The sequence below is a fragment of the Pseudomonas sp. RW3S2 genome (genome assembly GCF_014268955.1).
GTDB classification, from domain to species: Bacteria; Pseudomonadota; Gammaproteobacteria; order Pseudomonadales; family Pseudomonadaceae; genus Aquipseudomonas; species Aquipseudomonas wayambapalatensis.
This window is the reverse complement of sequence record NZ_JABWRM010000011.1, coordinates 1-15,192: the sequence shown is the minus strand read 5'-3', so window position 1 is coordinate 15,192 and position 15,192 is coordinate 1. Positions and strand designations below refer to the sequence as shown.

General features: G+C 60.6%; 12 protein-coding genes, 4 tRNA genes and 1 pseudogene. 12 read left to right on the top strand and 5 right to left on the bottom strand.

Going from position 1 to position 15,192, the window contains the following annotated elements; translation table 11 throughout:
- Positions 1 to 3 precede the first annotated feature (3 nt).
- Positions 4 to 807, bottom strand: coding sequence for a deoxynucleotide monophosphate kinase (locus tag HU748_RS16730; protein ID WP_186721177.1), 804 nt, complete (start codon positions 805 to 807; stop codon positions 4 to 6).
- A gap of 115 nt (positions 808 to 922) precedes the next feature.
- Here HU748_RS16730 and HU748_RS26310 point away from each other — a divergent pair.
- The 7 genes and pseudogenes from HU748_RS26310 to HU748_RS16695 all read left to right on the top strand — a co-directional run.
- Positions 923 to 1,261 (top strand): annotated as a pseudogene (locus HU748_RS26310) (dTMP kinase); the annotation flags it as partial.
- Entirely contained in the window at positions 1,254 to 2,240 is a 987-nt protein-coding gene (locus HU748_RS16720) for a DNA polymerase III subunit delta' (RefSeq protein WP_186721176.1), read from the top strand. The pseudogene HU748_RS26310 and the gene HU748_RS16720, both read left to right, overlap by 8 nt.
- A 39-nt stretch (positions 2,241 to 2,279) precedes the next feature.
- Positions 2,280 to 3,062, top strand: coding sequence for a TatD family hydrolase (locus tag HU748_RS16715; protein ID WP_186721175.1), 783 nt, complete (start codon positions 2,280 to 2,282; stop codon positions 3,060 to 3,062).
- Between the two features lie 571 nt (positions 3,063 to 3,633).
- The gene (locus HU748_RS16710) at positions 3,634 to 4,269 is read left to right on the top strand and encodes a TetR/AcrR family transcriptional regulator (protein WP_065861191.1); all 636 of its coding nucleotides are present in this window, start codon (positions 3,634 to 3,636) and stop codon (positions 4,267 to 4,269) included.
- Positions 4,270 to 4,399: 130 nt separating this feature from the next.
- On the top strand, positions 4,400 to 5,368 hold the full coding sequence (locus HU748_RS16705) for a radical SAM protein (protein WP_186721174.1): 969 nt from the start codon (positions 4,400 to 4,402) through the stop codon (positions 5,366 to 5,368).
- A gap of 65 nt (positions 5,369 to 5,433) precedes the next feature.
- The gene (locus tag HU748_RS16700) at positions 5,434 to 6,039 is read left to right on the top strand and encodes a DUF4823 domain-containing protein (protein WP_186666796.1); all 606 of its coding nucleotides are present in this window, start codon (positions 5,434 to 5,436) and stop codon (positions 6,037 to 6,039) included.
- 10 nt (positions 6,040 to 6,049) lie between these two features.
- A complete protein-coding gene (locus tag HU748_RS16695) occupies positions 6,050 to 6,610 on the top strand; it encodes a DUF1285 domain-containing protein (protein WP_186721173.1) in 561 nt (186 codons plus the stop codon).
- 80 nt (positions 6,611 to 6,690) lie between these two features.
- Here HU748_RS16695 and HU748_RS16690 read toward each other — a convergent pair.
- Both HU748_RS16690 and HU748_RS16685 read right to left on the bottom strand, forming a co-directional pair.
- Positions 6,691 to 6,766 (bottom strand) — tRNA-Asn (locus tag HU748_RS16690).
- 62 nt (positions 6,767 to 6,828) lie between these two features.
- Positions 6,829 to 8,025 carry an amino acid aminotransferase gene (locus tag HU748_RS16685; protein WP_186721168.1) on the bottom strand — a complete coding sequence of 399 codons (1,197 nt, stop codon included), beginning with the start codon at positions 8,023 to 8,025 and terminating at the stop codon, positions 6,829 to 6,831.
- 288 nt (positions 8,026 to 8,313) lie between these two features.
- Between HU748_RS16685 and uvrB the strand changes: the two genes are divergently transcribed.
- On the top strand, positions 8,314 to 10,329 hold the full coding sequence (gene uvrB / locus HU748_RS16680; RefSeq protein ID WP_186666793.1) for an excinuclease ABC subunit UvrB: 2,016 nt from the start codon (positions 8,314 to 8,316) through the stop codon (positions 10,327 to 10,329).
- A 36-nt stretch (positions 10,330 to 10,365) separates the two neighbouring features.
- Here the strand turns inward: uvrB and HU748_RS16675 are convergent, their stop codons facing one another.
- Positions 10,366 to 11,856 (bottom strand): MDR family MFS transporter, encoded by a 1,491-nt coding sequence (locus tag HU748_RS16675; RefSeq protein WP_186667005.1) that lies wholly within the window; start codon positions 11,854 to 11,856, stop codon positions 10,366 to 10,368.
- Positions 11,857 to 11,905: 49 nt separating this feature from the next.
- A complete protein-coding gene (locus HU748_RS16670) occupies positions 11,906 to 12,979 on the bottom strand; it encodes an HlyD family secretion protein (RefSeq protein ID WP_186666792.1) in 1,074 nt (357 codons plus the stop codon).
- Positions 12,980 to 13,122: 143 nt separating this feature from the next.
- Between HU748_RS16670 and gltX the strand changes: the two genes are divergently transcribed.
- From gltX to HU748_RS16650, 4 genes are all read left to right on the top strand, one after another.
- Positions 13,123 to 14,604, top strand: coding sequence for a glutamate--tRNA ligase (gene gltX / locus HU748_RS16665; RefSeq protein WP_054893088.1), 1,482 nt, complete (start codon positions 13,123 to 13,125; stop codon positions 14,602 to 14,604).
- A 236-nt stretch (positions 14,605 to 14,840) separates the two neighbouring features.
- Positions 14,841 to 14,916, top strand: a tRNA-Ala gene (locus HU748_RS16660).
- A gap of 71 nt (positions 14,917 to 14,987) precedes the next feature.
- Positions 14,988 to 15,063, top strand: a tRNA-Glu gene (locus HU748_RS16655).
- A 53-nt stretch (positions 15,064 to 15,116) separates the two neighbouring features.
- Positions 15,117 to 15,192: transfer RNA gene (locus HU748_RS16650), tRNA-Ala, on the top strand.

Genomic DNA, 15,192 nt, shown 5'->3' with positions numbered 1-15,192 from the left:
TACTCAAAGACTGGTCACGCTCTTCCAGGCGTGTTGGACTTTATGTCTCAGTTCTTCAAGTGTACCATTATTTTCTATATGGAAATCAACTCCCAAGAGCGAAATTCCATCTTCCGAAGAGTGTGCGTTGACCTTTTTGGCGTTATTTCGGGTTATATGCCATATAACTCCACCGTGCGAGCGCCAGAAAGATGCTTCATTTTCGTAGCGGATATCCTTGATGATAAAAATCGACTTTCCGCTGGAATCTATGAGGCTGCGGGTCGGGCCCTGCACGGGGCGGCGGGGGCGTAGGTCGCTGTACTGGGGGAAATCTCTCAGAACGTAGCCCTGAAGAACGGAAAACATTTCTTGTGGGGTTCGCCCCCAGAAACGGTCCTTCTCGCTGCGAGAGCCGGCGGTCCAGGTCTGGTCGTAACTCAGCCCCCAAAAGGCTTGCACTGCCAGCCAGATAGTGGCGGATGGGGAATCTAGGTCGGTTGGTGTGGGTGGGGAGGAGGGGCTTGCAGCGTGATTTAGCTGCTTGTCCGCTCGCAGTAGCCAGTGGTCTGGATTATCATGCCGCATCCATTCAGTGCCTGCGCGCTGGAACATTTGACGTGGGGACATTCCCCACAGATCAATAGTCGTTTCCTTGATCTCGTCCAGCCAGGCTTCATCATCCGTTAGACCAAATAGAGCTTGGCACCCTAGCTTGAGTGGGTCTGCTAGGGCATACGCTGCTACTTCAGGGTGCTCTAGGAGCATTGAGGCTACTGTATCCTTACCACTTCTTGCGACGGCGGCTAGGCCGATGATGGTGGACATATTGGGCTCCAAGCCGCGAATTTGCTGGGTTTAATGGAGAAAGTATATATGTTTACACTGACTGAAAGGAACGTATACTAGCTTGATGTTTACATCTTCTTCAAAACGAATACAAGATGCCACCTACGCCTATCAGGGCGGTGGGCGTGGCCTGCCGGTGGAGCGCATCGCGGTGCTGGAAGACTTCGTTCAGGGTGCGCTGCGCCCGGACCTGACCCTGGTCTTCGATCTGCCAGTGGAAGTCGGCCTTGCCCGTGCTGCCGCTCGCGGACGCCTGGATCGCTTCGAGCAGGAGGGCCAGGCATTCTTCGAGGCGGTGCGTCAGGCCTATCTGCAACGCGCAGCCCAGGCACCACAGCGCTACAGCCTGCTGGACGCCGGGCAGTCGCTCGAGGCGGTACAGCGCGCCATCGACACATTGCTGCCAGGTATCCTGGAGCGTTGCCGTGGCTGAGGCCTACCCCTGGCAGCAAGCGCTCTGGCAGCAGTTGGCCGGGCGCAGCCAGCATGCCCATGCCTACCTGTTGCACGGGCCGCAGGGCATCGGCAAGCGAGCCATGGCCGAACGCCTGATGGCTCGCCTGTTGTGCCAGCAGCCGCATGGCGTGGATGCCTGCGGGCAATGCAAGTCGTGCCTGTTGCTCAAGGCTGGCAGCCACCCCGATAACTTCGTGCTGGAGCCGGAAGAGGCCGACAAGCCCATCAAGGTCGACCAGGTGCGAGATCTGGTTTCGTTCGTGGTGCAGACTGCGCAGTTGGGCGGGCGCAAGGTGGTGCTGATCGAGCCGGTCGAAGCGATGAACGTCAATGCTTCGAACGCTTTGCTCAAGAGCCTCGAAGAGCCTTCGGGCGATACCGTGCTGCTGCTGGTGAGCCATCAGCCCAGCCGTTTGTTGCCAACCATCAAGAGCCGTTGCCAGCAGGTCGCCTGTGCCCAGCCGACGCTTGCGCAGAGTCACGCCTGGTTGGCGACGGCCCTGCCGGAGCTCGATCAGATCGAGCGTGATGAACTGCTGACCCTGGCGGCGGGATCGCCACTGATGGCCGTCACCTTGCAGTCCCAGGGTGTGCGCGAGCAGCGCGCGCTGGTCACCGAGGGGGTGAAGAAGCTGATCAAGCAGCAGCAATCGCCCTCTCAGTTGGCTGAAGCCTGGAGCAATGTGCCGCTGCTGTTGCTGTTCGACTGGTTCTGCGACTGGTCGCACCTGATCCTGCGCTATCAATTGACCCAGGACGAGGACGGGCTAGGCTTGGCCGACATGCGCAAGGTCGTACAATACCTTGCGCAGAAGAGCAGGCAGGGCAGGGTGCTCGAGGTCCAGGCCTGGATTCTCGAACAGCGCCAGAAAGTGCAGGGCAAGGCCAACCTCAATCGCGTGTTGCTGCTCGAAGCCTTGTTGGCCCATTGGCTGCAGATGCTGGCCACGCGCTGATTCCCCCCCATCGTTTATTTTCATGTGTGCTCTCATTCCATGCTCGTAGATTCCCATTGCCACCTCGACCGACTTGACCTGAGCGCCCATGCCGGCTCGCTCGATGCCGCACTGCAGGCGGCTCGCGAGCGTGGAGTCGGGCATTTTCTATGCATCGGCGTAAGCGCCGAGAACGCCGGGGCGGTCAAGGCCCTGAGCGAGCAGTACGCCGACGTCGACTGTTCGGTAGGCGTGCACCCCCTCGACCTGGCTCCGGGGGAGACGCCTGCGCTGGAGTGGCTGCTGCGTGAGCTGGCCCACCCGCACGTGGTGGCTATCGGCGAAACCGGATTGGACTATCACTACGAGCCGGAGGCCGCCGAGCTGCAGCAGGCATCTTTCCGCCTGCACCTGGAGGCATCCCGGCAGACCGGCAAGCCGGTGATCGTTCACACTCGCGCGGCGCGGGCGGACACCCTGGCGCTGCTGCGCGAGGCCAGCCTGCCGCAGGCGGGTGTGCTGCACTGCTTCACGGAAGACTGGGACATGGCCAAGGCCGCACTCGATCTGGGGTACTACATCTCGCTCTCCGGAATCGTCACCTTCCGCAACGCCGATGCGCTGCGCGAGGTTGCACGCCAGGTGCCTGTCGAGCGCCTGCTGGTGGAGACCGACTCGCCGTACCTGGCGCCCATCCCGTATCGCGGCAAGCCCAATCTGCCGCAGTACGTGCGTGAGGTCGCCGAGTACATCGCATCGTTGCGGGGGGTGAGCTATGCGCAGTTGGCCGAGCAGACGACCGCCAACTTCAAGCGCCTGTTCCCGTTGGCGCGCGTCGCCTGAGGATAAGGCCGGGCGGGCAAAAAAAACCCGGGTTCTGGGGGAGGAATCCGGGTTAAGACCATTAGGAGTAAAACAAAGGTACGCGGTCCCTGGGCACCTTTATCGGCGCGCCACTTGGGGGGGGATGCGCCGCGCCAACACTTCAAGTATTGGCGAGTATCCTCGCACTGCCAGCGCCAGTTGGTCGTTTTTTAAACAGATTTGGAATACACCTGACAGCCAATGGGCCATCAGGGCATGGCATTGGGCGGACTCTGGGTGAATTTGTGCCTATCAGGTGCCGATTTGTATAGAGGTGCGGTGAAAAGGTTGAAGAGTGCGCGACTCATACGCTTTCTTCGTGCCGACGTGCGCAATTCGATGAGCGTGGTGGCCTTGGCGAGCCGTGCTGCGTCGGTTGCAGGCGAGAGTCGGCCGGGCGCGGGGCGTCGCACGCACTCATGCGATTCAAGCCGGACAGGCACGGTTTGCATGCAAACTCATCATGAAACATAGATATGGTTGGATGATCCGTGCAATTTGCCGCAAGTTAGGCATAATAATCTGCTTCGATTGTCATCCAGTCCTTCCTATGCAGAAAGAACCTCGTAAGGTCCGTGAGTTTCGCCGCCGCGAGCAAGAAATCCTCGACACGGCGCTCAAGCTGTTTCTCGAACAGGGTGAAGACAGTGTCACCGTCGAGATGATCGCCGACGCTGTCGGTATCGGCAAAGGCACGATCTACAAGCACTTCAAGTCCAAGGCGGAGATCTACCTGCGCCTGATGCTCGACTACGAGCGTGACTTGAATGCGCTGTTGCATTCGGACGACGTCGACCGCGACAAGGAAGCCCTGTCGCGTGCCTACTTCGAGTTCCGGATGCGTGATCCTCAGCGCTACCGCTTGTTCGACCGTCTTGAAGAGAAGGTGGTCAAGGGTAACCAAGTGCCGGAGATGGTCGAGGAACTGCACCGTATCCGCGCCTCCAATTTCGAGCGCCTGACCCAGTTGATCAAGGGCCGTATCAGCGAAGGCAAGCTCGAGGATGTGCCGCCGTACTTCCACTACTGTGCTGCCTGGGCGCTGGTGCATGGCGCTGTAGCGCTGTATCACTCGCCGTTCTGGAGCAACGTTCTCGAGGATCAGGAAGGTTTCTTCCAGTTCCTGATGGACATCGGCGTGCGCATGGGCAACAAGCGCAAGCGCGATCCGGAACCGGCAGCCTGAAACCCCTGCGGGGCACTGTCCATGATGGGCAGGCTACGCCAGCCACGCCCGCTTCGGCGACAGGGCTTGCAAAAACTTGATCTTTGAGTCAAGTTTTGCCGGCTCGCTTTTTCTCATGCCGGAGTCATCCATGATCGTCGATCGTCAAGGCAGGCGTTTTCGCAACCTGCGCGTCAGCCTGACGGCTGCCTGCAACTATGCTTGCAGCTACTGCGTGCCCGATGGCAAGCGCCTGGTGGCTGCACAGGATGAGCTCTGCGCCGATGCGCTGGCGCGCGGGGTGGCTTATCTGGTCGATGCCGCAGGTATCGAGCGCCTGCGCATTACCGGTGGCGAACCGTTGATCAGCCCTCGCCTGGAGCCGTTCCTGAAGATTGTCGGTGGCTTGGGGCTCAAGGATATCGCCTTGACCACCAACGGCCAGTTGTTGAGTCGCAAGCTTGCCGTGTTGCGCGCGGCAGGTATCGACCGGCTCAATGTCTCCCTCGACACCCTTGACCCGACCGCGTTTCGCAGCATCGCCCGGGGCGGCGACCTGGCCAGCGTGCTGAGGGGCATGGAGGAGGCGAGTGCAGCGGGTATGCGTATCAAGGTCAACATGGTGCCGATGCGCGGACACAACCTCGATCAGGTGGTGCCGCTGCTCGATTACTGCCTGGCGAGAGGCTACGAACTGCGGTTTATCGAGTTGATGCGCATGGGCCATCTGGCGCTTGATTCGAATGCATTCTTGCGTCAGTTCGTCAGTCTCGAGCAATTGCTGGCACTGATCGGCCATCAATATCACTTCCAGCAGGCGCCAGCGGCCTTGGATGCGACGGCCCTGCGCTACCAGATTCCCGGCCAAGGTCACTTTGGTGTGATTGCCAACGAGAGCGTGCCGTTTTGCCGGACCTGTTCGCGTTTGCGCTTGTCGTCTACCGGCTGGCTGCATGGCTGCCTGTCCTCGGGGAATCGTCACTTTATCGGCGACCTGCTCGACAAGCCGCGTCACCAGGCGCTTCCGTTGATTCAGCGGCTGCTGGTCAAGGCCCTGGCGGACAAGCAGGAGCTGGCGTTCTCGGGTGGTGTGACCGTGATGAAGGTGATCGGCGGCTGAGCTGGCGCAAAAGCTGCATCTGGCGGCTATTCGCCGGTTTTTCGTCACCGGTCACTGGAGGAAAGATGCGTAGCCTGGTCTTGCTGCTGGCGCTGATGGCGTTGAGCGGCTGCATGAAAGTCAGCGACATGGGCGAAGGTGTTCGCTATCAGATGAGCGACGCCGGTCTGCTCGATCACAGTGATACCACTCGAACCTTGTCGGTCCGGCTGCAGCCTGATTCGTTCATCTTCATTGGCCAGGGCGCTTTCGTTCCGCCTGGAAAAGGCCCGGTGCCGCAGCAGAATGCCGTTGCCGAAGAGGCATTCAAGAGCTTCGTCGAGTATTTCCCGCTGGTGCGTCGCGCCAAGGCGCCGTTGGGTCTGGAGGACGCCATCGCCGAGGCGCGTTCGGTGGGCGCCCATTACGTGCTCTATACCCGCTTCGCCCGCACCGATGACCGCATTGGTAATGGCGATGAATGGTACGACGAGCAGGCAGTGGATCGCCTTGGCTGGGATACCGGTGTAGTGCAGATGATGCTGATCGAAACCAGCACTCGCTACTTGATCGATACAGCGCGCATCAAGAGCCGTGGCGGTTTGTTGACGTTCCACGACAACACGCCGCAGGATTTGCTCGCGGCACCCATGCGCGAGTACGCTCGTAGTCTCCTGGGAATGAGTCGGTAAGGAACGGGTGATGACAGGTACGGGTAAGGCCAACGATCTTCTGGCGCAGATTCCCAAGGACAAGGGACTGCCTCCCGTGCACCTGTGGAATCCTGATTTCTGCGGCGATATCGACATGCGCATCGCCCGCGACGGCACCTGGTATTACCTGGGGACGCCGATCGGGCGCAAGCCAATGGTGCGCTTGTTCTCTACCATCATTCGTCGTGACGGTGATGACTATTTTCTGGTAACGCCTGTGGAGAAGGTCGGCATTCGTGTCGATGATGCGCCGTTCGTGGCGGTCAGCCTGGAAGTGGAGGGTAGTGGTGAGCAGCAGGTCCTGCGTTTCACCAGCAATGTCGAGGATCAGGTCGATGCCGGTGCTGATCACCCTATTCGGGTAGAGACCGATCCGACAACGCATGAGCCATCGCCTTACCTGCTGATGCGCAGCAACCTCGAAGCGCTCATCCACCGCAATGTGTTCTACCAACTGGTGGAGCTTGCCGTGCCGCGCGTGATCGATGGCGAGGAGTGGTTGGGGGTTTGGAGTGGTGGGGTGTTCTACCCTATCGGGCGCGACCGCTGAGCGCATCTTGCGACGATCTTTCTGATCCCGGAAAACAAAAAAACCTCCAGTGCTTGCGCATCTGGAGGTTTTTCAGTGTCTGGCTCCGCGACCTGGACTCGAACCAGGGACCCAATGATTAACAGTCATTTGCTCTACCGACTGAGCTATCGCGGAATCTGCTCGTATCTTACTGAATGCCAAGGGGAAGTCAAGCCGCCCCCTGGCAAATCAAGCAGTTACAGCACTTCGACGATGGCCTTGGTGACCACGTGGATGTTGCTCTGGTTCAGTGCGGCCACGGCGATGCGACCGGTGTCCAGCGCATAGATGCCGAAGTCGTTCTTCAGGCGCGCGACCTGTTCCACGGTCAGGCCTGAGTAGGAGAACATGCCGACTTGGCGACCGACGAAGCTGAAGTCGCGGTTGGCGCCGTACTCGGCCAGGAGCGAGACCATCTGCTTGCGCATGCCGTGGATGCGTTCACGCATCTCGCCCAGCTCGGCTTCCCACATCTGGCGCAGGTCCGGGCTGTTGAGCACGGTGGCGACGATGGTTGCACCGTGGGTCGGCGGGTTGGAGTAGGTGGTGCGGATCACGCGCTTGACCTGCGACAGCACGCGGGTGCTCTCGTCTTTCGAGGCGGTGACGATCGACAGTGCGCCAACGCGCTCGCCATACAGCGAGAACGATTTGGAGAACGAGCTGGAGACAAAGAACTCCAGGCCCGACTCGGCGAACAGGCGCACGGCGAAGGCATCTTCGCTGATACCGTCGCCAAAGCCTTGGTAGGCCATGTCGAGGAACGGTACGTGGCCCTTTGCCTTGACCACTTCCAGCACGTTCTTCCAGTCGTCGAGCGACAGGTCGACACCGGTCGGGTTGTGGCAGCAGGCGTGCAGGACGACGATCGAGCCCGATGGCAGCTTGTTCAGATCTTCGAGCATGCCGGCGCGGTTGACGTCGTTGCTCGGTGCGTCGTAATAGCGGTAGTTCTGTACTGGGAAGCCTGCAGTCTCGAACAGGGCGCGATGGTTTTCCCAGCTCGGATCGCTGATGGCGACGACCGCGTTCGGCGAAAGGCGCTTGAGGAAATCGGCACCGATCTTCAGTGCGCCGGTGCCGCCGACAGCCTGCACGGTCACTACGCGGCCTGCAGCCAGCAGTGGGGATTCAGCGCCGAACAGCAGTTTCTGCACGGCCTGGTCGTAGGCGGCGATGCCGTCGATCGGCAGGTAGCCGCGGGAGGCATGTTGGGCGACACGCTGGGTTTCGGCTTCGATCACCGCGCGAAGCAGCGGGATGCGGCCTTCCTCATTGCAATAGACACCGACGCCCAGGTTGACCTTGTCGGTACGTGGGTCGGCGTTGAATGCTTCGTTGAGGCCCAGGATGGGGTCGCGGGGTGCCAGCTCGACAGCGGAAAACAGGCTCATTGTTACCTTGGCTCTGAATAGGAGAGTGATAGGAGATGCACCCTCCAGCCCAGTGCACTGAAGCGGTGCAAACGGGGAGTCAGTATAGTGATACCGACCGGTCACTGCGACACTCTGGCACAGGTTTTCAGGCGCTTTGCGCAAATATTTTTCGACCATTGGTCGAATTGCCGGGTCCACTGCAATGAGCGTTCACATCTGCAGCGGCGAAGGCCACCCCGGCGCGCCTTTTTGCGTATAGACTACTGGCTAAATTTACAGTTGCCGCGACATCCATGAGGTCCCGTCATGTCCGAGTTCCAGCTCGTCACCCGATTCCAGCCCGCCGGCGACCAGCCCGAGGCCATTCGCCTGATGGTCGAGGGTATCGAGGCGGGGCTGTCGCACCAGACCCTGCTCGGGGTGACCGGCTCCGGCAAGACCTTCAGCATCGCCAACGTCATTCAGCAGGTCCAGCGCCCGACCATGGTGCTGGCGCCGAACAAGACGCTGGCTGCTCAGCTGTATGGCGAGTTCAAGGCGTTCTTCCCGAACAACGCGGTAGAGTACTTCGTCTCCTACTACGACTACTACCAGCCGGAAGCCTACGTCCCGTCGTCGGACACCTTCATCGAGAAGGATGCCTCGATCAACGACCACATCGAGCAGATGCGTCTGTCGGCGACCAAGGCATTGCTTGAGCGGCGCGACGCGATCATTGTCACCACGGTGTCGTGTATCTATGGTCTGGGCAGCCCGGAAACCTACCTGAAGATGGTTCTGCACGTCGATCGCGGTGACAAGCTCGACCAGCGCGCACTGCTGCGCCGGCTGGCCGACCTGCAATACACCCGAAACGAGATGGATTTTGCCCGCGCCACCTTCCGGGTGCGTGGCGACGTGATCGACATCTTCCCGGCCGAATCGGACCTCGAGGCCATCCGTATCGAGCTGTTCGACGACGAAGTAGAGAACATCGCCGCCTTCGACCCCTTGACCGGCGAAGTGATCCGCAAGCTGCCGCGTTTCACCTTCTACCCCAAGAGCCACTATGTGACCCCGCGCGAGACCCTGCTCGAGGCGGTGGACGGCATCAAGGAGGAGCTCGGCGAGCGGCTTGAGTACCTCAACAAGGCCAACAAACTGGTGGAGGCCCAGCGTCTGGAGCAGCGCACGCGCTTCGACCTGGAGATGATCCTGGAGCTGGGCTATTGCAACGGTATCGAGAACTACTCGCGCTATCTGTCCGGCCGCCCGGCTGGGGCACCGCCGCCGACGCTCTACGATTATCTTCCTGCCGATGCGTTGCTGGTGATCGATGAATCACACGTCAGCGTTCCCCAGGTCGGCGCCATGTACAAGGGCGACCGTTCTCGCAAGGAGACGCTGGTGGAGTACGGTTTCCGTCTGCCATCGGCGTTGGATAACCGGCCCATGCGCTTCGACGAGTGGGAGTCGGTCAGCCCGCAGACCATCTTCGTCTCGGCGACACCCGGCCCCTACGAGGCTGAGCATGCCGGGCGCGTGGTCGAGCAGGTGGTACGGCCGACCGGTCTGGTCGATCCTCAGGTAGAGGTGCGTCCAGCCCTCACCCAGGTGGATGACCTGCTGTCGGAAATCGGCAAGCGAGTGGCGGTGGGGGAGCGGGTGCTGGCGACGACCCTGACCAAGCGCATGGCCGAGGACCTTACCGACTACCTTGCAGATCATGATGTGCGTGTGCGCTACCTGCACTCGGACATTGACACCGTGGAGCGTGTGGAGATCATCCGAGACCTGCGTCTGGGCACCTTTGATGTATTGGTGGGCATCAACCTGTTGCGCGAGGGTCTGGACATGCCGGAGGTGTCGTTGGTGGCCATTCTCGATGCCGACAAGGAAGGCTTCCTGCGTTCGGAGCGTTCGCTGATCCAGACCATCGGCCGCGCAGCACGTAACCTCAACGGCAAGGCGATCCTCTATGCCGACCAGGTGACCGGCTCCATGCAGCGGGCGATCGACGAGACCGAGCGGCGTCGGGACAAGCAGGTCGCGTTCAACGAAGCGAATGGCATCGTGCCCAAGGGGGTGGTCAAGGACATCACCGATATCATGGAAGGTGCCACGGTGCCCGGTGCGCGCAGCAAGAAGCGCAAGGGCATGGCCAAGGCGGCGGAGGAGGCTGCGCGCTACGAGGCAGAGCTGCAGACCCCTGGCGAGATCACCAAGCGCATCAAAGTGCTGGAAGAGAAGATGTTCCAGCTGGCCCGCGACCTGGAGTTCGAGGCCGCCGCTCAGTTGCGCGATGAGATCGGGCAGTTGCGTGAGCGGCTTATTGCCAGCTAAGCGCGCGCATCGGTGCAGAAGCGGCCGGGATACTGGTCAATGTGCCTCCCCGGCCTTCAGCCCCTGTGGCAGTTTGCGTGTCAGCAGTACTGCCACCATGCTGACTGCCAAACCGATCCCTACCAGGTGGAACGCATCGTTGTAGGCCATGATCAGTGCCTGCTGGTGGGTGATTTCGCTCAAGCGCCCCAGTGCTGCGCTGTCACTGCCTAGCCGTTCGGCCAGTTGGGCCAGTCGCTCCGCCACTTGCGGGTTGCTCGGGACCACTGATTCGCGCAGGTAGTCGAAATACACCTTGGTCCGTGCATCCAGCAAGGTGGCCAGCAAGGCGATACCAATGGCGCCACCCAGGTTGCGCAGGATGTTGAACAGACTCGAGGCCGAGCCCGCATCCTGAGGCTGAATGTAAGCCGTGGCGATCAGCGAGATGGTGACCATGATCATTGGCTGCCCAAGTGCACGAATGATCTGGATATGGTTGAACTGCGGCCCTGCGAAGTCCGGGTTGAGCACTCCCGAGCCGAAGCTGGCAGCCCCGAACAGGCAAAACCCCAGTGCACAGAGCAGCTTGGGTGCAATGACCTTCATCAGTTGCGGCACCAGCGGAATCAGGAACAGCTGTGGAATACCCATCCACATGATCACCTCGCCGATCTGCAGGGCGTTGTAGCCCTGGATCTGCGCCAGGTACAGCGGCAGCAGATAGATCGACCCATAAAGCCCCACACCCATGCCCAGGCTGGCGATGCTCGACAGGCCGAAGTTGCGGTTGCCGAGGATGCGCAGGTTGATCAGGGGATTGGCTCGGGAAAGCTGGAGGATGACGAAGGTGATCAAGCAGAGCAGGGCCATGGTACCCAGGCCGACAATAAGGCTGGACTCCAGCCAGTCCTTGCGATGACCTTCTTCCAGAAACACCTGCAGGCAACCCAGGCCGACCCCCAGGGTGACGATGCCGGCGTAATCGGTGCTCTTGAGCAGCTCCCAGTGCGCCTGTTTCTTCTCCAGCCCGTAGAGCAGGCCCGCGATCATCACCAGCCCCGGCGGGATGTTGATGTAGAAGATGTATTCCCACCCCCAGTTTTCGGTGAGCCAGCCGCCCAGGGTCGGCCCGATGGAGGGCGCGAAGGTCGCGGTCATGGCGAACATTGCCATGCCCTTGGCCCGATGGTGTTCGGGCAGTTTGATCAGGGTCAGGGTGAAGGCCAGCGGAATCAGGGCGCCGCCGGTAAAGCCCTGGAGGGCGCGAAACACGATCATGCTTTCCAGGTTCCAGGCCATCGAGCACAACAACGAGGACGCCAGGAAACCGAGCGACACCCACACCGCCAGGCGCCTGGCGGAAAGCAGCTGCACAAGCCAGGCGGTCAACGGGATCATGATGATTTCCGCCACCAGGTAGGAGGTCGAGATCCACGAGCCCTCTTCCAGGGTGGCAGACAGTGCCCCCTGGATATCCTTGAGCGAGGAGTTGGTGATCTGAATGTCCAGCACTGCCATGAATGCGCCGAGCATCACGCTCATCACCGCAATCCAGTCGCGCCTGCTCGGCTCCGCGGTCGGTCGCAGCAGTTGATCACCGGCCATCGTGGGGCTCGCCGCGCTCTGCCTGATCGGCCGTGTCGCGCAGGTCGACGGTGGCGGTTACCGACATGCCTGGGCGAATACGGCCATGCAAGGGGTTATTGGCGGCAAAGGTCAGCTTGACCGGAATGCGTTGTACCACCTTGGTGAAGTTACCCGTGGCATTGTCCGGTGGCAGCAGGCTGAATTGCGCCCCGGATGCAGCGAACAGGCTATCGACACGGCCCTCGATCGGGGTGTCGGGATAGCTGTCGAAGGTCAGTTCGGCACGCAGGCCCCGATGCATGTTGCCGATCTGGGTCTCCTTGAAGTTGGCCTGCACCCAGATGTCTTCGTCCGGGACGATCGATAGCAGATAGGCGCCGGCCTGCACCACCTGACCGTTGCGTGCGCTGCGCTGACCGATGGTGCCACTGATGGGGGCGTGGATTTCACAGCGGGTAAGGTTGAGTTCTGCCTGTGCCAGGTCTGCTCGGGCGTTGGCAATTTGTGCATCGAGGCGCTTGAGTTCGGCCGTCAGTGCATCTATCTGCTGGCGCTGGCTCTGCAGGTCGGCCTGGGCCTTGTCGACCTGGGAGCGGGCGACGTGGTTTTCTGCAGACAGGGTGGTGACTCGCTCTTCCGAGACGAACCCGGGTTTGCGCAGGGCCTCGGCACGATTGAGGTCCAAGCGCGAGCGATCGAGAGTGGCCTGGTTGGCGGCCACCTGGGCTCGACCGGCGGCGATCAAGCTGTCTTGCTGGATCAGTCGGCTTTGCGCCTGGACACGCTCGGCTTCTCGCGTCGCCAGTGCCGCCCGGGCGCGCTCGACCGCCAGCTGGAAGTCGGCGACCTCCAGGCGGACCAGCAGGTCGCCTCGCATGACGTGTTGATTGTCCTCTACCAGAACCTCGTCGACCCGCGCACCAAGCTGGCTGGAAATGCGTGTGATCTCACCCTGCACATAGGCATTGTCGGTACTTTCGTAGAAGCGCCCCTTGAAGTACCAATGGGCGAGAAAGGCGAGGGCGATCAGCACCACCAAGGCGAGAAAGATCAGCAGGCGGCGTTTGAGTTGAGCAGGCATAGGGACTATCGTTCCAGAAATGTAAGCAAATTTAACAGCTCGGCAATGCACCGCCACAAGTGACGATAGCGCCATTGCTGGAGCCCGATGCCCGCACCCTGCTAACATCTCGCCTTTGTTTCATCTTTCGTCCGAGACTGTCCATGACCACCGTTCGCACGCGTATCGCGCCATCGCCCACTGGCGACCCCCACGTCGGCACCGCCTACATCGCCCTGTTCAACTACTGCTTTGCCAAGCAGCACGGCGGCGAGTTCATCCTGCGTATCGAAGACACCGATCAGTTGCGTTCGACCCGCGAGTCGGAACAGCAGATCTTCGACGCCCTGCGCTGGCTCGGGATCGAATGGAACGAAGGTCCGGACGTTGGCGGCCCGCATGGCCCGTACCGGCAGAGCGAGCGCGGTGAGATCTACGCCAAGTACGCCAAGCAACTGGTCGATGCCGGCCATGCGTTCTATTGCTTCTGCACCGCCGAAGAGCTGGATCAGATGCGTGCCGAACAGATGGCTCGCGGCGAAACACCGCGCTATGACGGCCGCGCATTGAAAATGAGCGCCGAGGAAGTGCAGCGTCGACTGGCCGCTGGCGAGCCTCACGTGATTCGCATGAAAGTGCCGAGCGAGGGCATCTGCGTGGTGCCTGACATGCTGCGTGGCGATGTCGAAATTCCGTGGGACCGCATGGACATGCAGGTGCTGATGAAGAACGACGGCCTGCCGACGTACTTCCTGGCCAACGTGGTCGACGACCACCTGATGGGCATCACCCACGTCCTGCGAGGCGAGGAATGGCTGCCGTCGGCGCCGAAGCTGATCAAACTCTACGAGTATTTTGGCTGGGAGCAGCCCAAGCTGTGCTATATGCCGCTGCTGCGTAACCCGGACAAATCCAAGCTGTCCAAGCGCAAGAACCCGACTTCGGTCACGTTCTACGAGCGTATGGGCTTCATGCCTGAGGCCATGCTCAACTACCTGGGGCGCATGGGCTGGTCGATGCCGGACGAGCGTGAAAAGTTCTCCCTGGCAGAAATGGTCGAGCATTTCGACCTGTCGCGCATTTCCCTTGGCGGGCCGATCTTCGACATCGAGAAGCTGTCCTGGCTCAATGGCCAGTGGCTGCGCGACCTGCCGGTCGAGGAGTTTGCTGCGCGTGTGCAGAAGTGGGCGTTCAACAGCGACTACATGATGAAGATCGCACCGCATGTACAGGGGCGTGTCGAAACGTTCAGCCAGATCGCGCCACTGGGCGGGTTCTTCTTCGAGGGCGCCCTCAAGCTCGATGCCAAGCTGTTCGAGCACAAGAAACTGTCGCCCGATCAGGTGCGTCAGGTCATGCAGTTGATCTTGTGGAAGCTCGAAAGCCTGCGGCAGTGGGAAAAGGAGCGTATTACCGGCTGCATCCAGGCGGTGGTCGAGGCCCTGGAGCTGAAGCTGCGTGACGCCATGCCGCTGATGTTCGCCGCGATTTCGGGGCAAGCCAGCTCGGTGTCGGTGCTCGATGCCATGGAGATTCTCGGCCCCGACCTGACCCGCTACCGTCTGCGTCAGGCACTGGAGCTGCTGGGCGGTGTGTCGAAGAAAGAGAACAAAGAGTGGGAAAAGCTGCTGGCAAACATTGCCTGATTGGCTTGTCACACAATGCCGTGGCAGCGGGCTTGTCCCGCTGCCACGGCACCCGGCATTCCCCAGGAGCAGGGCAGGGCGGTAAGTGATTGTTATCTGTGAAAAAAATTTTGAATATTTTCACGAATTCGTTTGACAGTGCTGCAATCCGATCTTAATATGCGCCCCGTCCACAGCGATGAACGAAAATGAAGCATCAGGCACCCAGCCGGTGATTCGGTTCAAAGCGACATTGTGGGGCTATAGCTCAGCTGGGAGAGCGCCTGCATGGCATGCAGGAGGTCAGCGGTTCGATCCCGCTTAGCTCCACCAAATTCCGCTTCATGATCAAGGTCGTGAAGAAAGACTGGTCCAGCAACCATGTCTTGAAGGTAAGAAGGTTCGTCCCCTTCGTCTAGTGGCCTAGGACACCGCCCTTTCACGGCGGTAACAGGGGTTCGAGTCCCCTAGGGGACGCCAGTATTGCACAAGCGATATTTCATGATGTCGCTGGGCCGAGAGGCTAGAAATCCGGGGCTATAGCTCAGCTGGGAGAGCGCCTGCATGGCATGCAGGAGGTCAGCGGTTCGATCCCGCTTAGCTCCACCA